Annotated in this window: 27 protein-coding genes; all 27 read left to right on the top strand. The window is 38.5% G+C overall.

Annotated elements, in window-relative coordinates:
* Positions 1-7: 7 nt before the first annotated feature.
* The 27 genes from D8Q48_RS02775 (at position 8) to dxs (ending at position 25,389) form a co-directional block, all read left to right on the top strand.
* Positions 8-2,254 carry a DNA topoisomerase (ATP-hydrolyzing) gene (locus tag D8Q48_RS02775; RefSeq protein ID WP_121055299.1) on the top strand — a complete coding sequence of 749 codons (2,247 nt, stop codon included), beginning with the start codon at positions 8-10 and terminating at the stop codon, positions 2,252-2,254.
* Positions 2,255-2,427: 173 nt separating this feature from the next.
* Positions 2,428-2,895, top strand: a complete 468-nt coding sequence (rimP, locus tag D8Q48_RS02770) for a ribosome maturation factor RimP (RefSeq protein ID WP_117989854.1) — start codon at positions 2,428-2,430, stop codon at positions 2,893-2,895.
* Between the two features lie 73 nt (positions 2,896-2,968).
* Positions 2,969-4,168 (top strand): transcription termination factor NusA, encoded by a 1,200-nt coding sequence (nusA, locus tag D8Q48_RS02765; protein WP_117989855.1) that lies wholly within the window; start codon positions 2,969-2,971, stop codon positions 4,166-4,168.
* A 32-nt stretch (positions 4,169-4,200) separates the two neighbouring features.
* Entirely contained in the window at positions 4,201-4,479 is a 279-nt protein-coding gene (locus D8Q48_RS02760; RefSeq protein WP_117989856.1) for a YlxR family protein, read from the top strand.
* Positions 4,466-4,780, top strand: coding sequence for a ribosomal L7Ae/L30e/S12e/Gadd45 family protein (locus D8Q48_RS02755; RefSeq protein ID WP_117989857.1), 315 nt, complete (start codon positions 4,466-4,468; stop codon positions 4,778-4,780). Before D8Q48_RS02760 ends, D8Q48_RS02755 begins: the two co-directional genes overlap by 14 nt.
* Before the next feature lie 25 nt (positions 4,781-4,805).
* Positions 4,806-7,499: a translation initiation factor IF-2 gene (gene infB / locus D8Q48_RS02750; RefSeq protein ID WP_121055298.1), complete on the top strand. Its 2,694-nt coding sequence runs from the start codon at positions 4,806-4,808 to the stop codon at positions 7,497-7,499.
* Positions 7,500-7,560: 61 nt separating this feature from the next.
* Entirely contained in the window at positions 7,561-7,923 is a 363-nt protein-coding gene (gene rbfA / locus D8Q48_RS02745) for a 30S ribosome-binding factor RbfA (protein ID WP_117989858.1), read from the top strand.
* A gap of 2 nt (positions 7,924-7,925) precedes the next feature.
* Entirely contained in the window at positions 7,926-8,897 is a 972-nt protein-coding gene (locus D8Q48_RS02740; protein WP_117989859.1) for a bifunctional oligoribonuclease/PAP phosphatase NrnA, read from the top strand.
* A 5-nt stretch (positions 8,898-8,902) separates the two neighbouring features.
* Positions 8,903-9,838 carry a tRNA pseudouridine(55) synthase TruB gene (gene truB, locus D8Q48_RS02735; protein ID WP_118688542.1) on the top strand — a complete coding sequence of 312 codons (936 nt, stop codon included), beginning with the start codon at positions 8,903-8,905 and terminating at the stop codon, positions 9,836-9,838.
* A 1-nt stretch (position 9,839) separates the two neighbouring features.
* Positions 9,840-10,730 (top strand): bifunctional riboflavin kinase/FAD synthetase, encoded by an 891-nt coding sequence (locus D8Q48_RS02730; RefSeq protein ID WP_121055297.1) that lies wholly within the window; start codon positions 9,840-9,842, stop codon positions 10,728-10,730.
* A gap of 111 nt (positions 10,731-10,841) precedes the next feature.
* Entirely contained in the window at positions 10,842-11,108 is a 267-nt protein-coding gene (rpsO, locus tag D8Q48_RS02725; RefSeq protein WP_022076118.1) for a 30S ribosomal protein S15, read from the top strand.
* A gap of 277 nt (positions 11,109-11,385) precedes the next feature.
* A complete protein-coding gene (locus D8Q48_RS02720) occupies positions 11,386-13,473 on the top strand; it encodes a polyribonucleotide nucleotidyltransferase (RefSeq protein ID WP_121055295.1) in 2,088 nt (695 codons plus the stop codon).
* Positions 13,474-13,615: 142 nt separating this feature from the next.
* Positions 13,616-14,560, top strand: coding sequence for a stage III sporulation protein AA (gene spoIIIAA / locus D8Q48_RS02715; RefSeq protein ID WP_117989862.1), 945 nt, complete (start codon positions 13,616-13,618; stop codon positions 14,558-14,560).
* Positions 14,545-15,063: a stage III sporulation protein AB gene (locus D8Q48_RS02710; RefSeq protein WP_117989863.1), complete on the top strand. Its 519-nt coding sequence runs from the start codon at positions 14,545-14,547 to the stop codon at positions 15,061-15,063. The genes spoIIIAA and D8Q48_RS02710 overlap by 16 nt, the downstream gene beginning before the upstream one ends.
* 14 nt (positions 15,064-15,077) lie before the next feature.
* Entirely contained in the window at positions 15,078-15,272 is a 195-nt protein-coding gene (spoIIIAC, locus tag D8Q48_RS02705) for a stage III sporulation protein AC (protein ID WP_022076122.1), read from the top strand.
* A gap of 56 nt (positions 15,273-15,328) precedes the next feature.
* A complete protein-coding gene (gene spoIIIAD / locus D8Q48_RS02700; RefSeq protein WP_117989864.1) occupies positions 15,329-15,715 on the top strand; it encodes a stage III sporulation protein AD in 387 nt (128 codons plus the stop codon).
* Entirely contained in the window at positions 15,712-16,875 is a 1,164-nt protein-coding gene (locus D8Q48_RS02695; RefSeq protein ID WP_118688540.1) for a stage III sporulation protein AE, read from the top strand. Before spoIIIAD ends, D8Q48_RS02695 begins: the two co-directional genes overlap by 4 nt.
* A gap of 14 nt (positions 16,876-16,889) precedes the next feature.
* Positions 16,890-17,225, top strand: a complete 336-nt coding sequence (locus D8Q48_RS02690; protein WP_117989866.1) for a stage III sporulation protein AF — start codon at positions 16,890-16,892, stop codon at positions 17,223-17,225.
* Positions 17,182-17,775: a stage III sporulation protein AG gene (locus D8Q48_RS02685; protein ID WP_117989867.1), complete on the top strand. Its 594-nt coding sequence runs from the start codon at positions 17,182-17,184 to the stop codon at positions 17,773-17,775. Before D8Q48_RS02690 ends, D8Q48_RS02685 begins: the two co-directional genes overlap by 44 nt.
* 13 nt (positions 17,776-17,788) lie before the next feature.
* Positions 17,789-18,400 carry a SpoIIIAH-like family protein gene (locus tag D8Q48_RS02680; protein ID WP_117989868.1) on the top strand — a complete coding sequence of 204 codons (612 nt, stop codon included), beginning with the start codon at positions 17,789-17,791 and terminating at the stop codon, positions 18,398-18,400.
* Between the two features lie 132 nt (positions 18,401-18,532).
* The gene (locus D8Q48_RS02675) at positions 18,533-20,125 is read left to right on the top strand and encodes a peptide chain release factor 3 (RefSeq protein ID WP_117989869.1); all 1,593 of its coding nucleotides are present in this window, start codon (positions 18,533-18,535) and stop codon (positions 20,123-20,125) included.
* Positions 20,126-20,207: 82 nt separating this feature from the next.
* Positions 20,208-20,591 (top strand): Asp23/Gls24 family envelope stress response protein, encoded by a 384-nt coding sequence (locus D8Q48_RS02670; protein WP_022076129.1) that lies wholly within the window; start codon positions 20,208-20,210, stop codon positions 20,589-20,591.
* Positions 20,592-20,745: 154 nt separating this feature from the next.
* On the top strand, positions 20,746-21,144 hold the full coding sequence (gene nusB, locus D8Q48_RS02665) for a transcription antitermination factor NusB (protein WP_022076130.1): 399 nt from the start codon (positions 20,746-20,748) through the stop codon (positions 21,142-21,144).
* Positions 21,145-21,183: 39 nt separating this feature from the next.
* On the top strand, positions 21,184-22,410 hold the full coding sequence (gene xseA / locus D8Q48_RS02660; protein WP_121055293.1) for an exodeoxyribonuclease VII large subunit: 1,227 nt from the start codon (positions 21,184-21,186) through the stop codon (positions 22,408-22,410).
* Positions 22,388-22,621: an exodeoxyribonuclease VII small subunit gene (xseB, locus tag D8Q48_RS02655; protein ID WP_117989871.1), complete on the top strand. Its 234-nt coding sequence runs from the start codon at positions 22,388-22,390 to the stop codon at positions 22,619-22,621. Before xseA ends, xseB begins: the two co-directional genes overlap by 23 nt.
* On the top strand, positions 22,611-23,501 hold the full coding sequence (locus D8Q48_RS02650; protein ID WP_117989872.1) for a polyprenyl synthetase family protein: 891 nt from the start codon (positions 22,611-22,613) through the stop codon (positions 23,499-23,501). The genes xseB and D8Q48_RS02650 overlap by 11 nt, the downstream gene beginning before the upstream one ends.
* 13 nt (positions 23,502-23,514) lie before the next feature.
* Complete coding sequence (gene dxs / locus D8Q48_RS02645; protein WP_118688538.1) at positions 23,515-25,389, top strand: 1-deoxy-D-xylulose-5-phosphate synthase; 1,875 nt, start codon at positions 23,515-23,517, stop codon at positions 25,387-25,389.

Raw genomic sequence — 25,389 nt, 5'->3', positions numbered from 1 at the left:
GAAAATTATGAGCAATAATGAATCACAGATTATCAGAACAGAATATTCTGATTTGATGAAAAAATCTTATATCGATTATGCCATGAGTGTAATTATTGCACGTGCATTGCCAGATGTAAGAGATGGTCTTAAGCCGGTACAGCGAAGAACATTGTATGATATGCATGAGTTGGGAATCCGCTATGACAAACCTTATAGAAAATGTGCCCGTATCGTCGGAGATACAATGGGTAAATATCATCCGCATGGAGATAGTTCAATCTATGATGCGCTTGTTGTAATGGCACAGGATTTCAAAAAAGGAATGGTACTGGTAGATGGGCATGGTAACTTTGGTTCCATTGAGGGTGATGGTGCTGCTGCAATGCGTTATACAGAAGCAAGACTTACTAAATTTACGCAGGAAGCATATTTATCAGATTTGGATAAAAATGTTATTGATTTTGGGCCGAACTTTGATGAGACAGAGAAAGAGCCGTTGGTACTTCCGGCACGTGTGCCTAATTTATTGATCAATGGTGCGGAAGGAATTGCGGTCGGTATGGCAACAAGCATTCCTACACATAATCTTGCAGAAGTAGTAGATGCGGTAAAAGCATATATGAAAAATGATGCGATTACTACAAAGCAATTGATGAAGTATGTGAAGGGACCTGATTTTCCAACAGGAGGAATAGTTGTAAATAAAGATGATTTACTTTCAATTTATGAATCCGGACAAGGAAAAATTAAGATTCGTGGGAAGGTAGAAGTCGAAGATTTAAAAGGTGGAAAGAAACAGCTTGTTATCACTGAGATTCCATATACAATGATTGGTTCTGGAATTTCTAAATTTTTAAATGATGTGGCGAATCTGGTAGAAACGAAAAAAACAACAGATATTGTAGATATTTCAAACCAGTCTTCAAAAGAGGGAATTCGAATTGTACTGGAATTGAAGCGTGGTGCGGATGTAGAGAATCTGAAAAATATGCTATACAAGAAAACACGTCTGGAAGATACATTTGGAGTAAATATGCTGGCTGTAGCAGACGGGCGACCAGAGACACTGGGACTTAAAAAGATCATTGAATATCATGTCGATTTTCAGTTTGAGGTAACAACGCGAAAATATAAGACATTACTTGCAAAAGAACAGGAAAAACGAGAAGTTCAGGAAGGATTGATCAAAGCTTGTGATGTGATCGATCTTATTATTGAAATATTGAGAGGCAGTAAGTCTGTGAAAGATGCAAAAGCCTGTCTGGTAAATGGGGTGACAGATAATATCAAATTTAAATCAAATATTTCTAAAAAGATGGCAGCAATGCTTAGATTTACAGAACGTCAGGCGACAGCAATTCTTGAAATGCGTCTGTATAAATTAATAGGACTCGAAATTGAAGCACTTCAAAAAGAACATGAGATAACAGTGGCGAATATCAAAAGATATGAAGATATTTTGAATAATTATGATTCAATGTCAGAAGTTATCATAGGCGAATTGGATAACTTTAAAAAGGAATATGGAAGGAAACGCCGCACAGTTGTAGAGAATGCTGAGGAAGCTGTATTTGAAGAAAAGAAAATCGAGGAGCAAGAAGTTGTATTTTTGATGGACCGATTTGGATATTCTAAGACGGTTGATGTCAGTGTTTATGAGCGTAACAAAGAAGCTGCGGATAAAGAAAGCAAGTATGTTGTGCATTGTATGAATACAGGGAAGATTTGTTTCTTTACAGACGCAGGGCGAATGCATCAGGTGAAAGTGCTTGATCTTCCATATGGAAAATTCAGAGATAAGGGAACCCCGATTGATAATCTGACAAATTATTCGAGTGCCGAAGAACAAATTATCATGGTATGTGATGCAGAGCAGATGAGATTTGTAAAATTACTGTTTGCGACAAAGCAAGGGATGCTCAAGCAGGTGGATGGAAGTGAATTCCAGGTTGCAAAACGTACAATTGCAGCAACAAAGCTTCAAGAAGATGATGAATTACTAAGTGTACAGGTTGTAACAGACAATCAGTGTGTGGTGCTGCAGACGAAGAATGGATATTTCTTAAAATTTTCTGCTGCAGATGTTCCGGAAAAGAAAAAAGGAGCTGTAGGAGTGAGAGGTATCCGTTTGCAGAAAAATGATGAGATGGAACATGTTTATTTATATAAAGATGGTATAGAGACAAAGATTCAGTATAATGAAAAAGAAGTGACATTAAATCGTTTGAAACTCGCAAAAAGAGATGGAGTTGGTACAAAGTATCGAGGATAAACGCTACGTGAGGATGCGCAGTGATTCTGATAGGAATATTAAAATAAAATGCAAACCCTCTTGCATTGTAGATTGAAAAGTGTTATAGTAGGCATTAGTTACATAAAGGATTTGGCAGAAGAGTGAACGAAAGTTCACTCTTCTTTATTGCATTGTGAGAAAGGAAGTATAACGTGTCAAGAAGAGAACAATACGAACAACAGACAGAAGAACTTTTAGAACCAATCGTTACCGGACATGGATTTGAACTGGTGGATGTGGAATATGTAAAGGAAGCGGGAACCTGGTATCTGCGAGCTTATATTGATAAGCCAGGTGGAATCACAGTGGATGATTGTGAGGTTGTAAGCCGTCAGTTTTCGGATATTCTGGATGAGAAAGACTATATTGAAGATGCTTATATTTTTGAAGTGAGTTCTCCGGGACTTGGTCGTCCGTTGAAAAAGGAGAAAGATTTTAAGAGAAGCATGGGAGAGGAAGTTGAGATTCGTACATATCGGGCAATTGACCGTCAGAAGGAATTTACCGGTATTCTGAAAGCATATGATAATGATACCGTAACAATTGCTTACGAAGATGACACGGAGCAGATATTTAATAAAAGTGATATCGCTTTGATCCGTCTTGCTCTGGATTTTTAAACAATAAAATTGAGCAGTAACAAGAAGTTGAAAAAATAGAAATGAAATTTTATAAATTTAGGAGGAATGAATAATGAACACAGAATTACTGGAAGCCTTGACAATTTTGGAAGAAGAAAAAAATATCAGTAAAGATACTATGATGGATGCAATCGAAAATTCATTGATCAGCGCTTGTAAAAATCATTTTGGAACATCTGATAACATCAAAATTATTATGAATCGTGAAACATGTGATTATTCTGTATATGCAGAAAAAGAAGTTGTAGAGGAAGTATTTGATCCGGCAATCGAGATCAGTCTGGAAGATGCTGAAAAGCTGGATTCATCTTTGCACATTGGAGATATCGCTCAAATTCCTGTAGAATCAAAATCATTTGGACGTATCGCAACACAGAATGCAAAGAACCTGATTTTGCAGAAAATCAGAGAAGAGGAACGAAAAGTAGTATTTGATCAGTATTTTGCAAAAGAAAAAGATATCGTAACAGGTATTGTTCAGCGTTATGTAGGCAAGAATATCAGCATCAACCTTGGTAAAGCAGATGCGATGCTGACAGAGAACGAACAGGTAAAAGGCGAAAAGTTTGAGCCAACAGAGAGAATTAAACTCTATATTGTAGAGGTTAAGAATACAACAAAGGGACCGAAGATCCTTGTGTCAAGAACACATCCGGAACTTGTAAAACGTTTGTTTGAAGCAGAAGTTGCAGAAGTAAAAGACGGAACAGTAGAGATTAAGAGTATTGCACGTGAGGCAGGTTCTCGTACAAAGATGGCAGTATGGTCTAATGATGAGAATGTGGATCCTGTAGGAGCATGTGTCGGAATGAATGGAGCACGTGTGAATGCTGTTGTAAATGAACTTCGTGGAGAAAAAATTGATATTATTAACTGGAGTGATAATCCGGCATTATTAATTGAAAATGCTTTGAGTCCTGCAAAGGTTATTTCGGTTATGGCTGACCCGGATGAGAAAACAGCAAGCGTGATTGTACCAGATTACCAGCTTTCACTTGCAATTGGTAAAGAAGGACAGAATGCAAGACTTGCAGCTCGTCTTACAGGATATAAGATTGATATTAAGAGTGAAACACAGGCAATCGAAGCAGGAGAACTTCCAGAAGATTACATGGATCAGATGAACAACATGGAAGAAGATGAAGAGGGATATGTAGGAGAGTACGAGACAGATGCAGAAGATGCAGATGCTCAGTATGATAATACAGAAGACGATGTAGAAGAATTCGAATTTGTAGAAACAGAAGAATAATTCATATTCATCTTTGGAAGGAGATAAGATAGTTGACGACAAAGCGAAAGATACCAATGCGAAAATGTGTTGGCTGCGGCGAAATGAAACCGAAGAAAGAATTGATGCGTGTTTTAAGAACAGAAGAGAATGAATTTGTTCTGGATACAACAGGCAAGAAGAATGGACGTGGCGCATATCTGTGCATGTCAAAAGATTGTTTTGAAAAGGCAGTAAAGAGTAAAGGGCTTGAGAGGTCTTTCAAACAGGCAATTCCGACAGAGGTGTACGATCGTCTGGAAAAGGAGATGAGTGAACTTGAAACCAGATAAGATATTGTCTCTGATAGGACTTGCAACAAAGGCAGGAAGATGCGTGAGTGGAGAATTTATGACAGAACGAGAAACAAAGTGCGGTCGTGCCACACTTGTGATCGTAGCAGAAGATTCATCTGATAATACAAAAAAGAAGTTTCGGGATATGTGTGAATTTTATAAGGTTCCAATTTATTTTTACGGAGATAAAGATACCTTAGGGCATGCAATGGGAAAAGAATTCCGTGCATCTCTGGCAATATTGGATGAAGGATTTGCAAAGGGAATTCAAAAACAATTTGAAACAGTCAACGAGTAATTGCATAAAGGAGGTAGTTTATAATATGACAAAATTGAGAGTACATGAGTTAGCAAAAGAGTTGGGAATGGACAACAAAGAGTTATTAGATATTCTTGCAAAGAAAAAAGTGGAAGTGAAAAGCCATATGAGTACTTTGGAAGAGCAGGTTACAGATACAATCCGTAGCGAGTATGCAAAGAAAAAAACTGGGAATACAGAGGACGGAGCTCCGAAAAAGAAAACAATCGTACAGGTATTTCGTCCACAGAATTCTAAGAGTGGAAAAATGCAGAATGGAAATCGTCAGGGACAGCGTCCACAGAATGGAAACCGTCAGGGACAGCGCCCACAGAATGAAAACAGAACTGTAAAACCTGCAAATCAGGGACAGAATACACAGGGAGCGGCTGCTGCAGCAAAACCACAGTCAAACGGCGTAAACGGATCACGTCCACAGAATGCGGAACAGGGTCAGAGAAGAAATGACAGACCTCAAGGCGGACGTTTTAACAATAATGACAGAAACGATAGAAATGATCGTGGCGGACGCTTTAATAACAATGACAGAAACGATAGAAATGATCGTGGCGGACGCTTTAATAACAATGACAGAAACGATAGAAATGATCGTGGCGGACGTTTTAACAATAATGACAGAAACGATAGAAATGATCGTGGCGGACGCTTTAATAACAATGACAGAAATGATAGAAACGATAGAAATGACAGAGGTAATTCACGTCCACAGGGAAGACAGGGACAGGGACGCAGAGAAGATCGTGATTCTATTCCGGCACCAATGGTAGAACAGCAGAAAACTCAGAGAAATAAAGCAAAAGACAAAGAGAAAGATTACAAGAAGAAAGAGCTTCGTGACGGAGAATTTGAGAATAAAGGCAAAAAAGGTAAAAAGCAGAAACAGGTAGCTGAAGTGAAAAAACCTCAGAAACCACAGCCGAAGCCGGTTGAGGTGGAAGAAGAAATTAAACAGATTACAATTCCTGAAGTTCTTACAATTCAGGAACTTGCTGATAAGATGAAGATTGTTCCATCTGTAATTATTAAAAAGTTGTTTATGCAGGGCAAAATCGTAACAGTAAACCAGGAAATTGATTATGAGACAGCGGAAGAAATTGCAATGGAATTTGATGTTCTTTGTGAAAAAGAAGTGGTTGTCGATGTGATCGAAGAACTTCTGAAAGAAGACGAAGAGGATGAAGCAGATATGGTGAAACGTCCTCCGGTTGTCTGTGTTATGGGTCACGTTGACCATGGTAAAACATCATTGCTTGATGCGATCCGTCATTCGAATGTGATCGATCGTGAGGCTGGTGGTATTACACAGCATATCGGTGCATCTGTTGTAGAAATTGATGGAGAAAAAATTACATTCCTAGATACACCTGGACATGAAGCATTTACAGCTATGCGTATGCGTGGTGCAAGTTCTACAGATATCGCAATCCTTGTAGTAGCTGCAGATGATGGTGTTATGCCACAGACAGTAGAGGCTATCAACCATGCAAAGGCTGCCGGAATTGAAATTATTGTTGCAATTAACAAGATTGATAAACCAAGTGCTAATGTGGAACGTGTAAAACAGGAATTGACAGAGTATGAATTGATTCCGGAAGACTGGGGCGGAAGTACAATTTTTGTACCAGTATCAGCACATACAAAAGAAGGAATCAAAGAATTACTTGAGATGGTTCTTTTAACAGCAGAAGTTATGGAGTTAAAAGCAAATCCAAATCGTGCAGCAAGAGGTCTTGTTATTGAAGCTCAGTTGGATAAAGGAAAAGGATCTGTTGCAACTGTACTTGTGCAGAAAGGTACTCTGCATGTTGGAGATGCAATCGCAGCCGGTTCTGCACATGGTAAAGTGCGTGCAATGATGGACGATAAAGGTCGTCGCGTGAAAGAAGCAGGACCTTCACAGCCAGTTGAGATTCTTGGTCTTAATGACGTACCAAATGCCGGAGAAGTATTTGTAGGATGTGAAACAGAAAAAGCTGCAAGAAACTTTGCCGAGACATTTATTGCACAGAATAAAGCAAAACTTCTGGAAGATACAAAAACTAAGATGTCTTTGGATGATCTGTTCACACAGATTCAGGAAGGCAATTTAAAAGAATTGAACATTGTTGTAAAAGCTGATGTTCAAGGTTCTGTAGAGGCAATGAAACAGAGCTTGCTTAAGCTTTCTAATGATGAAGTAGTTATTAAAATTATTCATGGCGGTGTTGGCGCGATCAATGAATCAGATGTAACATTGGCATCTGCATCGAATGCAATTATTATCGGATTTAACGTTCGTCCGGATGCAACAGCAAAAGACATTGCAGATCGTGAAGGCGTTGACTTGAGATTGTATCGTGTTATTTATAGTGCGATTGAAGATGTGGAAGCAGCTATGAAAGGTATGCTTGATCCAGTATTTGAAGAGAAAGTACTTGGTCACGCAGAAGTGCGTCAGACATTTAAAGCATCGGGAGTTGGTACAATTGCAGGTTCTTATGTACAGGATGGTATATTCGAGCGTAACTGTTCTGTGCGTCTGACTCGTGATGGTATTGTAATCTTTGATGGACCTCTTGCATCACTGAAACGTTTTAAAGATGATGTAAAAGAAGTAAAGGCCGGATATGAGTGTGGATTTGTATTTGAAAATTACAATGACATTAAAGAGGGTGACCTTGTAGAAGCATACAAGATGGTTGAAGTAGAAAGAAAATAATTTAAAAATACTGCTCCGGACAGAATCTGTTCGGGGCAGAACGTATAAGGAGCGATGAAACATGAGAAAGAACAGTATAAAAAATACAAGAGTGAACGCAGAAGTTCATCATGAGTTAAGTAATATACTGCGTGGCGGGATTAAAGATCCACGAGTTGCACCGATGACATCCGTTGTAGCGGTTGAAGTAGCTCCGGATTTAAAGACCTGCAAGGCGTATATCAGCGTGCTGGGAGATAAAAAAGCCCAGGAAGATACGTTGAAAGGCTTGCAGAGTGCAGAAGGATATATCCGTCGTGAGCTTGCAAGAACAATCAATATGAGAAATACTCCGGAAATTACATTTATTTTAGACCAGTCCATTGAATATGGAGTAAACATGAGTAAGATGATAGATGATTTGACAAAAAAAGGTGAGGAATAAACATGAGTATTGTTTTATCTGAAATTTTAGCAGAAAAGCAGACGGTTGCTCTCGGGGGACATATACGTCCGGATGGAGATTGTGTCGGTTCTGTAATGGGACTATATCTTTATTTGCAGGAAGAATATCCTAAGCTGCAGGTTGATGTATATCTGGAAAATTTAGCAGATCGTTTTCTTTTTGTTCAGGATACAAATAAAATTCATAGTGAAATTGATGATTCAAAGGTTTATGATCTTTTTATTTGTATGGATTGCGGAGATAAAGAACGATTAGGGTTTTCTGCACCACTTTTTGAGAATGCAAAGATGACGGCATGTATCGATCATCATGTGAGCAATGAGGCGTTTGCAGATTATAATGAGATAATTCCGGATGCAAGCTCGACATCAGAATTAGTTTATCGATTGATAGACAAAGATAAAATCAGTTTGCATTGCGCGGAAGCACTTTATATGGGAATTGCCCATGATACCGGAGTGTTCCAATATTCCTGTACAGCACCAGAAACAATGGAGGCGGCGGCAGAATTGCTCCGTAAGGGCGTAAATGGAAGTGATATTATCGATAAGACATTTTATGAAAAGACATATGTACAAAATCAAATCCTCGGGAAAGCATTGCTTGAGAGTATGATGGTATTAGACAAGAAATGTATTTTTTCTTATGTATCAAAAAGAGATATGGAATTTTTCGATGCAGTGCCATCGGATTTAGAAGGAATTGTAAGTCAGCTTCGGTACACCACAGGGATAGAAGTAGCAATTTTTATGTATGAGACAGGATATCAGGAATATAAGGTGAGTCTCCGCTCAAAAGATGCTGTTGATGTTAGTAAAATCGCAAAATACTTTGGCGGTGGCGGACATGTTAAAGCGGCAGGCTGTACGATGAAAGGTACAGTGCATGATGTGGTAAATAATCTTATGAAAGAAATCGATATACAGTTAAAAGCAATTGGCACAAAGGAATAGGCTTCATGATAAACGGAATTCTGAATATATACAAAGAAAAAGGCTATACATCTCATGATGTAGTAGCAAAGCTTAGAGGAATCGTAGGACAAAAAAAGATTGGGCATACAGGAACGCTTGATCCGGATGCGGAAGGTGTATTGCCGGTGTGTCTTGGTAGAGCAACAAAGCTTTGCGATATGCTGACTGATAAAAACAAGACATACGAGACAATACTGCTTTTGGGAAAGACAACGGATACGCAGGATATTTCAGGAGAAGTGTTAAAAACGGGAGACACATCCGCACTGACAGAAGAACAAGTGAAAAATTGCATTTGTGGATATATCGGTGAGTATGATCAGCTTCCACCAATGTATTCGGCTTTGAAGGTGAATGGAAAAAAATTATATGAATTGGCTCGTGAAGGGAAAGAAGTAGAACGAAAAACAAGAAAAGTTCAGATTTTAGATATTCAAATTAAGGAAGTAAAATTACCGCGTGTAAGGATGGAAGTGAGTTGCTCGAAAGGAACTTATATCAGGACGCTTTGTCATGATATAGGCGAAGAGTTGGGCTGCGGTGGTTGTATGGAACAACTGCTTCGTACACGTGTGAGTTGTTTTAACTTAAAAGATAGTTTGAAACTTGATGAAGTCAGAGCATATCGCGAACAAGAAAAACTTGCAGAAATATTGATTCCGATTGATGAGATGTTTTCAGATAAAAAAGCAGCTATTGTAATGAAAAAGTTTGAAGCACTTGCATACAATGGAAATGAATTGAAAATGTCTATGATAAAATTAAAAGAAGAAGCAAAGGCAACAGAATTTGTTGAAGGGGAACAAATAAGATTATATGATCAGGCACAACATTTCATCGGCATTTTTGTTTATCATGAAAATGAACGAAAATTCGTGGTAGAGAAGATGTTTTTGGATCAGGAGGAATTAAAAAAGTAGCATGCAATATATAACAGACATAAATGCATATCAAAGCGAAAAAAAATCTGCAGTAACTTTGGGAAAGTTTGATTGCCTTCATCGTGGACATCAAAAGTTGATCGGACGTGTCAAGAAGTTGGCATCTGAAGAAGTTCAAAGTGTAGTTTGTGCATTTGATATGGGAAGAAATTCTTTACTCACCAAAGATGAGAGAAAAGAACGGCTGGAACAAGAAGTGGATTGCTTTATCGCATGTCCGTTTACAAAAGAAATCCGTGAAATGGAAGCAGAACAGTTTATCTTGCAGATTCTTGTTGAAAAATTTCATGCAGCAGTAGTTGTTGTCGGAGAAGATTTTCGGTTTGGACATGAGAAACGTGGCGATGTGGTAATGCTGGAAAAACATGCAGCGCAATGTGGATATCAACTGGAAGTAATAAAAAAAGAAATGTATAAGGGCAGAGAAATTAGTAGCACTTATGTAAGAGAAGCACTTGCAGAAGGAAATGTGACGTTAGCCAATAATCTTCTTGGATATTTATACGGAACCGAGGGTGTCGTGGAGCACGGACACCAGTTGGGGAGAACATTGGGATTTCCTACAATGAATATTGCATGGGACGAGCATAAGATCGCACCAAAGTTTGGCGTGTATGCATGCGAGATTGAAATTGACGGTGCGAGATATTATGGAATTGGGAATGTAGGGATTAAACCGACAGTGGAAAATGAACCGCATTTGTTGACGGAAGTGTATGTGTTTGATTATTCTGGAGATACTTATGGAAAATATGTAAAGGTATGGTTTCATGAGTTTGAACGGCCAGAGACAAAGTTTGCATCAATTGATGAATTGAAAGCACGAGTAGATAAAGATATTTTGTATGGAAAAAACTTCTTTACAAAATAAGAGAGTTATGTTATATTTAATAACTGTGAGCCGACGTTCGGTAATTGGATGACTCCAACCATTGCTTAATGTCAGGCGGTCATAAAAGATATTTATTAGGAGGAAAAGAACATGATTTCTAAAGAAAAGAAACAGGCAATTATTGCAGAATATGGAAGATGCGAAGGAGATACAGGATCTCCGGAAGTACAGGTAGCTATCTTGACAGCAAGAATCAACGAGCTGACAGATCACTTCAAAGCTAATCCAAAAGATCACCACTCAAGAAGAGGTCTTTTGAAAATGGTTGGACAGAGAAGAGGACTTCTTGCATACTTAAAGAAAATTGATATCGAAAGATATCGTGCTTTGATTGAGAAACTTGGATTAAGAAAATAATTTTAGTTGCTCAAAAGCCTAAGAGATAACGAAAAGTCTGATATGAGAAAAATCATATCAGGCTTTTTCTTTGCCCTTGCGTAAGCAATGGACCTATGTTATAATGTAAAAGATTGCGGGCAGGAGATTGGTTCCCGAGACCACTGAAAAGTGTAAGAATGTTTTCTTGTTTTTTTCAGTAGTTTCGGACACTTCTGCTGACAACGAAGGAAAAAGCAGAAGAGTGGATTATAGATGAGACACTTTTCAGAAAGATAAAATAAAAAGGAGAACAAACATGTATAAAAAGTTTGAAATGGAACTTGCCGGAAGAACTTTGAGAGTCGATGTAGATCGTGTTGCAAAACAGGCAAACGGAGCAGTTCTGATGCACTATGGAGATACGACTGTATTGTGTACAGCAACAGCTTCAGAGAAACCAAGAGATGGTATTGATTTCTTCCCATTAAGTGTTGAATATAACGAAAGAATGTATGCTGTGGGTAAGATTCCGGGTGGATTTAATAAACGAGAGGGAAAAGCATCTGAGAATGCAATTTTAACATGTCGTGTAATCGACCGTCCGATGCGTCCATTATTCCCAAAAGATTACAGAAATGATGTAACACTGGAGAATTTGGTTATGTCAGTGGATCAGGATTGTAGTCCTGAACTTACAGCAATGCTCGGAGCTGCGATCGCAACAAGTATTTCTGATATTCCATTTGATGGACCGATTTCTACAACACAGGTCGGTTTAGTTGATGGAGAATTTGTATTTAATCCAACAGCAGCACAGAAAGCTGTATCAGATCTTGCTCTTACAGTTGCATCTACAAAAGAGAAAGTAATCATGATCGAAGCGGGTGCAAATGAAGTGCCTGAAGATAAAATGATCGAGGCTATTTTTGCTGCACACGAGATGAACCAGAAAGTTATCGCATTTATTGATACAATCGTTGCAGAGTGCGGAAAAGAAAAACATGCATATGAGAGCTGTGCAGTTCCGGAAGAATTGTTTACTGCAATTAAAGAGATTGTTCCTCCGGCAGAGATGGAAGATGCGGTATTTACAGATGACAAACAGACAAGAGAAGAGAATATCCGTGTTATTACAGAAAAATTAGAAGAAGCATTTGCTGAGAATGAAGAATGGCTTGCGGTACTCGGAGAAGCTGTTTATCAGTACCAGAAGAAGACAGTTAGAAAGATGATCCTGAAAGATCATAAACGTCCGGATGGACGTGCAATCGACCAGATTCGTCCACTGGCAGCAGAGGTGGATTTGATTCCTAGAGTACATGGTTCCGCAATGTTTACACGTGGACAGACACAGATCTGCACACTGACAACACTGGCACCATTGTCAGAAGCACAGAAATTAGATGGATTGGATGAAGCAGAGACTACAAAGAGATATATGCATCATTATAATTTCCCATCATATTCTGTAGGAGAGACAAAACCATCAAGAGGACCTGGACGTCGTGAGATTGGACACGGAGCATTGGCTGAGAGAGCGTTAGTGCCTGTATTGCCAAGCGAAAGCGAATTCCCATATGCAATCCGTACAGTTTCAGAAACATTTGAATCAAACGGTTCTACTTCACAGGCTAGTATTTGTGCATCTAGTATGTCATTGATGACAGCCGGTGTACCAATCAAGGCTGCAGTAGCCGGTATTTCAGCAGGTCTTGTAACTGGTGAGACAGATGATGATTATCTTGTACTGACAGATATTCAGGGATTAGAAGATTTCTTTGGAGATATGGATTTCAAGGTTGCCGGAACACACAAAGGTATCACAGCAATCCAGATGGATATTAAGATTCATGGTCTGACAAGAGCAATTATTGAGGAAGCAATCGCAGCTACTAAGAAAGCAAGAACTTACATTCTGGATGAAGTTATGAATAAAGCAATTGCGCAGCCAAGAGAAGAAGTAGGCACATATGCACCTAAGATTATGCAGATGCAGATTGACCCACAGAAGATTGGTGACGTAGTTGGACAGCGTGGAAAGACAATCAATGCAATCATTGAGCAGACAGGCGTGAAGATTGACATTACAGATGAAGGCGCTGTATCAATCTGTGGAACAGATAAAGAGAAGATGGAAGAAGCTGCAAAGATGATCCACATTATCGTAACAGATTACGAAGCAGGCCAGATTTTTGAAGGTAAAGTAACAAGCATCAAGGAATTTGGAGCATTTGTTGAATTCGCTCCTGGAAAAGAAGGAATGGTTCACATTTCTAAGATTTCTAAAGAGAGAATAAACAAAGTAGAAGATGTTCTTAATATTGGCGATGTTGTAAAAGTTGTTTGCATGGGCAAAGATAAGATGGGAAGATTCAGCTTCAGCATGCGAGATGTAGCAGAATAATTAAAAAATAAGAGTTTAGGCGAGGAATGTGTATTAGCACAGACCTCGCCTTTTTTCATAATATATGACAAAAAAGTCCGCTGGATATTTTTTAGTCATAATTCTTTTGCCACTTCATATATTGTTTAAAGAGGTGGACAAGATGAGGGAAAATAAAAAAAGGCAACAAATATTAAATGTCCTGGCAAAGTCGATTCGAGCAATCATAGAAAATGAAGAATTAGATTTTGAAAAATTAGAAGAGATTCGTCTGCGTATTGACCAGCCATTGATTGTGGAGTATGAAAATGTAGAGATGGTGCTGCCATCAAAAGCAAAAAACAAGCATATTGTAACAAAAGAAGAAATTCGAGAGACAATGGATTATATTTGTAAATATTCGTTGTATGCATACGAACAGGAATTGAAACAGGGATTCGTTACAATAGAGGGAGGACATCGGGCTGGCGTTATGGGAAAAGTGATATTAGAAAATAACAGAGTAAAAAATCTACAGTACATATCTTCGGTGAATATTCGTGTTGCACATGAAATAATCGGATGCGCAGATTCAATCATGCAGTATATAACAAAAAACAGAGAAGTATGTCATACGTTAATCATATCACCGCCACGATGCGGGAAGACAACACTGATCAGAGATATCATTCGCCAGATATCCGATGGAAATCAATATGTTCGGGGATGCACGGTGGGGGTAGTAGATGAACGGTCAGAATTAGGTGGGTGTTATCTTGGTGTGGCACAGAATCATCTTGGAATGCGGACAGATATTTTGGATTGTTGTCCCAAAGCAGAAGGAATGATCATGCTGATCCGGTCAATGGCACCACACGTACTTGCAATTGATGAGATTGGAACAAGTGAAGATGTTCATGCGGTAGAATATGCAATGCAATGTGGATGTAAATTAATTGCAAGTGTACATGGAATGGACATGGAGGAAGCATCGCAAAAGCCGGTACTTGGAGATCTGATAAGGAAGCGTCGGTTTGAACGTTATGTTATTTTGGAAAACAGGCATCATCCGGGGGAAATCAAAACGATTTATGATGAGCGGGGGAGTTTGCTATGCAGCGGATTATAGGCGGTATACTGGTGATTGCTGCAACGAGCGGGATTGGTTTTTTGTACAGTAAAGAATTACAAATTTATCTGGAAAAAATGTTGTATATCCGGCATTTAATTTATTTATTAAAGGGGGAATTAGAATATTGTGTCGCACCGATAGGTGAAGTATTCGGAAAGATAGCACAGCGGGTAAAACAACCATACAAAAACTGGCTTTTAGCAATGCAAAAGCAGATAGAAAACAGGGAGGCGGATGAATTTTTTATAATTTGGATGCGTACGATTGATCAATATTTGGGAGAATTAAGTCTAAAGCCGTCTCATTTAATTCAATTAAAAGAACTGGGATGCTATCTGGGACAAAATCACACAGCAGTAGAAAGCCGGAATCTGCAGCTTTATATTGAACGGCTTGAACTGGAAATTGAGAAGATGAGAGAAGGAATTGAGACAAAAAGACGGATTGGAAGTTGTCTGGGAGTGATGGCAGGAATTTTTCTGGTAGTGATATTATTGTGATACGGAGGGACACCATGACGATCAATTTAATTTTTAAAATAGCGGCAGTTGGGATTCTGGTGTCTATTCTAAGCCAAGTGCTAAAGCATAGTGGCAGAGACGAGCAGGCATTTCTTGTAAGTTTTGCAGCACTTGTTCTTGTACTTTCCTGGGTATTGCCGTATATTTACGACTTGTTTATTACGATGAAACAATTATTTGCATTATAAAATGGACGGAAGGTAAAGATAATTTTAGGAGTCGAGCAAAGCAAGGTGAAGGTAATATGAATATTGTTCAGATAGGGATTGTCGGAGTATTAGGTGTGCTGATGGCAGTACAGTTTAAAAATGGCAGATCAGAATATGGGATTTATATAAGTGTGGCGGTAAGTATTTTGATTTTTGCTTGTATTGTAGAAAGATTAACAATTTTTGTTGATGCAATTGAAGAAATCCGACAGTATTTGAATATGAATACAGTATATCTATCTACATTGTTAAAGATGATTGGAATTACATATATTGCAGAATTTTGCTCTAGCATTTGCAAAGATGCAGGGTATCAGACAATATCCGTGCAAATAGAAATATTTAGTAAACTGACAATACTTGTCCTTGGTATTCCGGTTCTGCTTACGTTGTTAGAGACAATACAGGAGTTCCTTTCATGAGAAATAAAAGGGGATATTTAATACTATTATTTTTATTTATCTGTGTGAATATGTGTTTTTATGTAAGTGCTGCCGAAAATGAAAAAGATCAAAGCGATATACTACAGGAAGAAATAAAAAATAAGATTTTGGGAGAAGTGGATTTTTCTGAAATAAATCAAAATCTGAAGTTGTTATTTCCGGATGAAAAAATTTGTTTTCAAGATATAGTGGAAACATTGATGCAAGGAAATCTTCAAGAAACAGGAATTAAGATACTTTCGTATGTAAAAGACCAGATTAGTTATGAATTTCGTGCAAATAAAACAAATTTGGTACATATTCTTTTTATTGCAATCACAGCAGCGGTATTTACAAATTTTTCAAATGCATTGCAAAATAAACAAGTGGGGGAGATTAGTTTTTATATTTTATATATGCTTTTGATCACAATGAGTTTGAACTCGTTTCGGATTGCAATATCAGGCATAGAGGAAAAAATGGAAAATATTCTGGAATTTATGAAAGTACTCTGTCCTGGGTATCTTTTGTCGGTGGTGTTTGCGGCGGGAAGCAGCAGTGCATTGATGTTTTACAATTTTATTTTGGTGCTGATCTACCTGGTAGAGATAGTGGTATTTCGCTTTTTGCTTCCAATCATAAATTTATACATTATGATTCAGGTAATGAACTATATGCTGGAAGAGGAGGTATTGTCAGAATTCGCAGAGCTGGTAAAAAAAGGAATACAGTGGAGCCTGAAAAGTCTGATCGGTATTGTAATTGGAGTGAATGTTGTACAGGGACTTCTGGGACCTGCGATGGATACACTTAAGAAGAGTGCATGGACAAAATCACTGACAGCAATTCCGGGGATTGGGAATACATTTGGAAGTGTGGCGGATGTAATATTTGGAACAGCAGTATTGATTAAAAATGGAATAGGAATGGCAGGGGCAATCGTGATTGTTGGAATTTGTCTTATGCCGATCATCCAGACAGCACTCTTGACTTTTTTGTATAAGCTTGTTGCGGCAATGATACAGCCGATATCTGATTCAAGGATCACAGGTTGTATCAGCAGTGTAAGTGAGGGGTATGAATTGCTGTTACAGATTATTATAACTACAATGATGCTGTTTTTGATTACGATTGCTGTAGTGGCAGCAGCTGCCACCTGAGAGGTGAAAAGAGAATGGATTTGCTCTATGAATGGATTCAGAATTTGGTCTGTTATCTGGTTATATTTACTGCTGTTTTGGAAGTGCTGCCGGGAAAAGAGTATAAAAAATATATTCAGTTTTTTGCGGGGCTTGTGCTTATCCTGCTTTTAGTAACACCAATTTTAAAGGTGACAGGAATGGAACAAAATTTTTGGGAGATATATAATAATCGAGAGTATGAGCAGGAGAAAAGAGAGCTGATGGAAAAAGATAATTATTTTGAAAACATAGATATTATAGATTTTCTTCCGGAGGATTGGGAAAATGGAGAGGAAATGGAAACAGATTCTGGAACAATGGAAAGATAATTTAAGTAGAAAAAACCAGTTGCTTCTGATATTTCTTGTGGGAATTTTACTGTTGATTGTTGCATTTCCTGTATCAAAAAAAGATTCGAAAGCAGAGAAAACTATACAAGAGACAAGTTCTGTAAGAAATGTGCAGACAAATCTGGAAAACTATGAGGAGTATCTGGAAAAACGTCTGACAAATGTCCTGGAATCAGTAGATGGGGTTGGAAGAACAGAAATTGTTATTACCTTAAAATCATCTGGGCAGAAAATCGTGGAAAAAGATCAAAGTATAAACAATCAGTCTGATTCAAACACAAATGAGGCGGGAATAACAAATAGTTCTGAAACAAAAAGTTCAGATGGAACCAGCATTTATGAGCGTCAGTCCGATGGGACGGAAATCCCATATGTGAGCAAGGAACTGACTCCGGAAATAGCAGGAGTGCTTGTTGTGGCAGATGGTGGAGATAATGCTGTCGTAGTGAAGAATATTACAGAGGCAATCAGGGCATTATTTGGAGTGGAAGCGCATAAGATTAAAATAATGAAACGGACAGATACATAAGGGAGGTTTTTACATGAAACAAATATTCAAAAAGAACCAAATTATTATTACTACGCTGGCTGTTATGATTGCAATTGCCGGATATTTGAATTATTCAGGGAAACTATTTGGAGAAACGAAAAGTGGAACGGAAGAGACAAATGCAGATATGGCAAATAAGGAACTTTTGGATATTTCTGAGGATGATCTTGGAAACAATGAAATCGCAAGCAATGATTCAGATGTGGAAGGAACTCCGGGCGAGGCAGTTTTGACAAGCGGAAGCATGGAATCCACTGTGGCACAGGCTAAAATATCACGCGAACAAGTGCGTTCGGAAAATAAAGAGATGCTGCAGTCGATCATTGACAGTACTGCAGTCAGTGAAGAAGAAAAACAAGGTGCAATTGCACAGATGCTGAAAATGACGGAATTATCTGAACAGGAGATGGCGATAGAAACATTGATGTCATCAAAAGGCTTTTCGGATGCAGTCGTTAATCTTACAGAAGATTCGGCAGATATTGTTGTAAATGCGACCGAACTGACAGATGCAAATCGAGCACAAATTGAAGATATTGTAACAAGAAAAACTGAAATAGCGCCAGAAAATATTGTGATCAGCCCAATTCATGCAAGTGAATAAAATCAAAACATAAAAGAGGAGTGGCTAAAAATTATATATCAGCCCGAATTCTTAATGTAAAGCATTGCGGGGGAAAAAAGAATGTGATAAAATAAACTCCATATGCGATAATGTTTGATAGGAGATAATAATATGTCTGATTTTACAAATGAGATAAAGAAAAGAAGAACCTTTGCAATCATTTCTCATCCGGATGCAGGAAAGACAACACTTACAGAAAAATTCCTGTTATATGGAGGTGCAATTAATCAAGCAGGTTCAGTGAAAGGAAAGGCAACAGCTAAGCATGCAGTTTCAGACTGGATGGAGATTGAAAAGGAAAGAGGTATTTCAGTTACTTCTTCGGTTTTACAGTTTAATTATGATGGATATTGTATCAATATTCTGGATACACCTGGACATCAGGATTTTTCGGAAGATACGTATCGTACTTTGATGGCTGCGGATTCTGCGGTGATGGTAATTGATGCATCTAAAGGTGTTGAAGCACAGACGAGAAAACTGTTCAAGGTATGTGTCATGCGTCATATACCAATCTTTACATTTATTAATAAGATGGATAGAGACGCGATGGATACATTTGAACTCTTGGATGATATTGAAAAAGAGCTGGGGATTGCAACTTGCCCTGTAAACTGGCCGATTGGTTCTGGAAAAGCGTTTAAAGGTGTATATGACCGTCAGAAAAATGAAGTGGAATTATTTTCTGATACGCAGAAGGGTACACGTATGGGAGAAGTCGAGATACTTAGTGCCGATGACCCGAGTCTTGATGAAATCCTTGGCGATGAGGCGAAAAGTACTTTGGCAGATGAAATCGAATTGTTAGATGGTGCCGCAGCTGAATTTGATATGGAGCTTGTTTCAAAAGGAGAACTTTCACCAGTATTCTTTGGTTCTGCACTCACAAACTTTGGTGTGGAGACATTTTTGAAACATTTCCTGGCAATGACAAGTTCTCCGCTTCCAAGAAAATCAGATCATGGGTTGATTGATCCATTAGAAGAAAAAGATTTTTCTGCATTCGTATTTAAAATCCAGGCTAATATGAATAAGGCACATCGTGACCGTATTGCATTTATGAGAATCTGTTCTGGTGAGTTTGATGCGGGAATGTCTGTATATCATGTGCAGGGTGGAAAGGATATTCGTTTGTCTCAGCCACAACAGATGATGGCAAGTGAACGTAAAATGATTGAAAAAGCTTACGCAGGAGATATTATCGGTGTATTTGATCCAGGCATCTTTTCAATTGGAGATACATTGACAACATCAAAAGAAAAATTTGCATATGAAGGAATTCCGACATTTGCACCGGAACATTTTGCAAGAGTGCGTCAGGTTGATACAATGAAACGTAAGCAGTTTGTAAAAGGTATTAATCAGATCGCTCAGGAAGGTGCAATCCAGATTTTTCAGGAATATAATACAGGAATGGAAGAAATTATCGTTGGAGTAGTCGGTGTTCTGCAATTTGATGTTTTGAAATATCGTTTGCAAAATGAATATAACGTGGAGATCAGACTGGAAAATCTGCCATACGAATATATCCGCTGGATTGAAAATGATGAAATTGACATGGCTAAATTGTCTGGTACTTCAGATATGAAGAAAATTAAAGATTTGAAAGATCGTCCATTATTGTTATTTGTGCATGAGTGGAGTATCCGTATGACATTGGAAAGAAACGAGGGACTGCAGCTTTCAGAATTTGGACGTTCTTAAAGAAAACAGACAAATTTCTTTGCAAATAGACTAATATTTGGTATAATACTTACAGATTGAACCATACAGGAGGTTTTGAAAAATGGCGAAGGAAGAAAGAACTACTTATACAATACACAATGACAGCAGCAAAGGAGAAGTTAAGATTGCAGATGAAGTAGTAGCGATCATTGCAGCACTTGCAGCAACAGAAGTTGAAGGTGTTGCGTCTATGGCGGGCAATATCACAAACGAACTGATCAGCAAGCTTGGTATGAAAAATTTGTCTAAAGGTGTGAAGGTTGACGTACTGGAAGGCGTTGTGACAGTTTCACTGGCATTAAATCTGAAGTATAATTATAGCATTATGACTGTAACAGAGAAGGTGCAGGAGAAAGTAAAGGCAGCAATTGAGAATATGACAGGTCTGGAAGTAGCAGATATTAATATTCGTGTGGCTGGAGTTGAGATGGATAATCAGGAATAAAAATTTGATTATTCCAAGAAGCGGCGTAGTAGAAAGGATGTCGTACAGACATCCTTTTTCTTACCTAATGGGTTATAATAAAAAGTTATAAGCAGCTATTTATAACTTGAGTAACAATAAAGAAACATGAGAGAAAATGTGGAAAGGAGCTGTTATGAAAAGAACAGAACTTCGAGAGCATATATTTAAAATGCTTTTTCAGATAGAATTTAATGAGATGGACGAGATGCCGGAACATTTGCAATTATATTTTGCAAGTCTGGAGAATGCGACAGAGCAGGATAAAGAATATATCGAGAATAAATATCATGCAGTTGTAGAGAAAGTTTCAGAGATCGATGATTTGATCAATGAAAAATGTGAAGGATGGAAAACAACTCGTATGAACAAAGTGGATCTTACGATTCTGCGACTGGCAGTATACGAGATTAAGTGGGACGAAGATGTTCCGACTGGAGTGGCGATTAACGAGGCAGTAGAACTCTCTAAGAGATTCAGTGGAGAAGAGGGACCTGCTTTTGTAAATGGTGTGCTGGCTAAGATCGCAAACTAGTGTTAATCGGATAATAGCAGACATTAGGAGGCATAACATATGCGTAATGTTTATTCGGTTAAACAAGTTAATTCTTATGTGAAGAATATGTTTAGCCAGGATTTTATGCTGAATCACATATATGTAAAAGGAGAAGTATCGAATTGTAAATATCATACTTCTGGTCATATTTATTTTTCGCTGAAAGATGAGTCCGGAACGATAGCATGCGTTATGTTCGCAAGTGCAAGGTCGGGGCTTTCTTTTCGTATGCAGGAAGGGCAGAATGTAATCGTGCTTGGTTCTGTAAGCGTGTATGAAAGAGACGGAAAATATCAGCTTTACGCAAAAGAGATTATCTTGGATGGGGCAGGAGCACTATATGAACGATTTGAGGCTTTGAAGAAAGAACTTGAGGAGATGGGGATGTTTGCTGCCGAGTACAAGCAGCCGATACCACGTTATGTGAAGAGTGTCGGTATTGTGACAGCACCGACAGGAGCGGCAGTGCGGGACATCATCAATATTTCTAAGAGAAGAAATCCTTATGTACAGTTGATTTTATATCCTGCACTTGTACAGGGAGAAGGTGCAGCTGCAAGTATCGTCCGTGGAATCCGGATGATGGAACAACAAAAAGTAGATGTAATCATTGTCGGACGTGGCGGAGGCTCAATGGAAGATTTGTGGGCATTTAATGAAGAGGCTGTGGCAAGAGCAATTTTCGAATGCACGATTCCGATTATTTCTGCCGTTGGGCATGAGACAGATACGTTGATATCGGACTATGTTGCCGATTTGAGGGCACCTACACCATCTGCGGCAGCAGAATTAGCAGTATACGAACTTTCTTCGGTTCAGATAATGTGTGAAGAATATAAGAGAAGAATGTATCAACAGATAGGTCAGCGTATAGATTTTTCCAGGCGACAGATGGAACAGATGGCATTTCGATTAAAAGTAGCTCATCCGCGTCAGAAATTGAATGAACAAAGACAATATCTGGCGGATTTGGACAGTCGTATGCGTATCAGAATGAATTCGGTATTGGAAGAGAGCAGGCATAAACTGGCAATTTATATAGAAAAAATGAAAGGAATGTCACCGCTTCAGAAATTAAACCAAGGATATGCGTATGTAACTGATAAATCAGGGCGGACGGTGAGAAGCATTAAAGATACAAAGCAAGGAGAAGTACTTGATGTGTATGTGACAGATGGGCGTGTTCGTGCACAGGTGATGGATATATATAAGGAGGAGTATGATGTTAGAAGAGAAGAAGGGTGAACAGAAAGAGACACAGATTCCTCTGGAAGAGTTATTTTCAAAATTAGAGGAAGTAGTTAAGAATCTGGAAAATCCAGAAAGCTCTTTAGAAGAATCATTTCAGTATTACAACGAGGGAATGCAGCTTTTAAAGAGATGTAACGAGACAATTGATTCTGTAGAAAAGAAGGTGCTTGTTTTAGATGAAGAAGGAGAGACGTATGAATTTTAAAGAAGAACAGAAGAAAAGAATAGAGCAGATCGAAGCAATTCTAATGCGTTATCTTCCAAAACAAGAGGGAAAACAAAAAATCATTATGGAGGCCATGGAATATAGTTTGATGGCAGGAGGTAAGCGGTTACGTCCAATGCTGATGTGGGAGACATACCGTATGTTTTCAGGAACATCAGAAGCAATCTATCCGTTTATGGCGGCAATGGAGATGATTCATACATATTCTCTTGTACACGATGATCTGCCGGCAATGGACAATGATGAATATCGTAGAGGCCGTAAGACAACACATGTTGTTTATGGAGAAGATATGGGAATCCTTGCCGGAGATGCACTTTTGAATTATGCATTTGAGACAGCAGTTTCAGCATTTTCTATAGAAGGTGTAGATGCGGAAAATATAGGGCAAGCACTTCAAGTGTTGGCTAAAAAAGCTGGAATTTATGGGATGATAGGTGGTCAGGTTGTAGATGTAAAGTGTACTGGTCAGAGCATTTCAGGAGATACGCTGGATTTTATATACCGCTTGAAAACAGGTGCATTGATTGAAAGCTCAATGATGATCGGAGCAATTCTTGCAGGTGCATCTAAAGATGAAATTAAGAGCGTGGAGACAATAGCACAAAAAGTCGGGCTGGCATTTCAAATCCAGGATGACATTTTAGACGTGACAAGTACGGCAGAGGTGTTAGGGAAACCAATCCACAGCGACGAGAAAAATGAAAAGACAACGTATGTAACCTGGAAAGGAATTGAAGCTGCAAAAGCAGAGGTAAAACAGCTTTCCGAGGAAGCAGTTAAGGAATTGAAAAGGCTTGAGAATACAGACGAATACTTGGAGATGTTGCTCGAGTCATTAATATACAGGAAGAAATAAGGAGGAGTTCCTTATGGTTTTAGAAAAGATTCAAAAAGCAAATGACATTAAAAACTTAGAGCCAGAGGAATTGGAAGTATTAGCTAAGGAGATCAGAAGCTTTTTGATTGAAAAAATAAGCTGCACTGGAGGGCATTTAGCCTCAAATTTGGGTGTAGTAGAACTTACGATAGCATTGCATCTCGCACTTGATTTTCCAGAAGATAAATTAATCTGGGATGTAGGACATCAGGCATATACGCATAAATTATTGACAGGACGTAAAGCTGGATTTGATGATCTGAGAAAATATGGCGGAATGAGCGGATTTCCAAAGCGCAAAGAAAGTGATTGTGATGCGTTTGATACTGGGCATAGTTCAACATCTATCTCAGCCGGACTTGGATATGTGGCAGCCAGAGACATTCAGAAACAGGATTATCATGTTGTGTCTGTTATTGGAGACGGATCATTGACCGGAGGAATGGCATATGAAGCCTTGAACAATGCTGCACATGTAAAAAGCAATTTTATTATTGTTTTAAATGATAATAATATGTCCATTTCACCGAATGTGGGAGGCGTATCAAATTATTTGAGTGGGCTTCGCACAGCAACTGCTTATACAGAGTTGAAGCGTGGCGTGGAAGATACGTTGAAAAAGATTCCGGTTAAGGGAGAAAAACTGGTTTCACAGATTAAAAAGACAAAGAGTGGATTGAAACAGTTTCTTGTGCCGGGAATGTTTTTTGAAGATATGGGGATTACGTATCTGGGACCGGTAGACGGACATGATATAAGAAAACTTTATAAAGTATTTAGTGAAGCAAAACGATTGAATCATGCTGTGCTTGTACATGTTCTTACGAAAAAGGGTAAAGGTTATTTACCGGCAGAGGAAAATCCATCCCGCTTTCATGGAACTCCGCCATTTGTTATTGAAACAGGGGAAGTAAAGCAGACATCCGAAAAGGATTCTTATACAGATGTATTTTCAAAAGTAATAACAGATGTCGGAAAGAAAGATGAAAAGGTCGTAACGATTACAGCTGCAATGGCAGATGGAACAGGGTTAAACCGATTTGCAAAGCATTTTCCAGATAGATTCTTTGATGTGGGAATAGCAGAGGAGCATGCATTGACATTTGCAGCAGGACTGGCGGCTGGTGGTATGAAGCCTGTCGTAGCATTGTATTCTTCATTTTTACAGCGTGCCTATGATCAGACAATCCACGATGTCTGTCTCCAGAATCTTCCGGTTGTGCTTGCTGTAGATCGTGCCGGTCTGGTTGGAAGTGACGGAGAAACGCATCAAGGACTGTTTGACTTGTCATTTTTAACAACGATTCCAAATATGACGATCATGTCTCCAAAAAATCGCTGGGAGATGGCTGATATGGTTCGCTATGCAATTGATTTTCAATATCCGATTGCACTTCGATATCCAAGAGGAGCAGCATATGAAGGATTTAAAGAATTCCGGGCGCCGATTGAATATGGTAAAAGTGAGATGTTGTATCAGGAATCAGAGATTGCAATTATTTTTGTCGGACATATGGCAAAGCTGGCCAAAGATGTCAGAGAAGAATTGAAAAACAGAGGATATTCTTGCACATTAATCAATGCGAGATTTGTAAAGCCATTAGACAAAGAGATGCTCGTACAATTGGCTGCAAACCATTGTATATTTGTGACAATTGAAGAAAATGTCTTGTCCGGCGGATTTGGTCAGCAGGTATTGGATTGTGTGGAACGTGAAAGATTAGATGTTTATGTACACAGTTTTGGAATTCCGGATGATTATGTAGAGCATGGCAATGTAGATGTACTGCGAAACGAAGTTGGTCTGGAGAAAACAAACATAGTTGAAAAAATTATTATAGATTATAATATAGCAAGGAATGAATAA

The sequence above is a fragment of the Ruminococcus sp. B05 genome, assembly GCF_003628495.1.
Taxonomy (GTDB): Bacteria; Bacillota; Clostridia; order Lachnospirales; family Lachnospiraceae; genus Schaedlerella; species Schaedlerella hominis.
The sequence above is the reverse complement of the archived record's forward strand: the minus strand, read 5'-3'. Positions and strand labels throughout refer to the sequence as shown.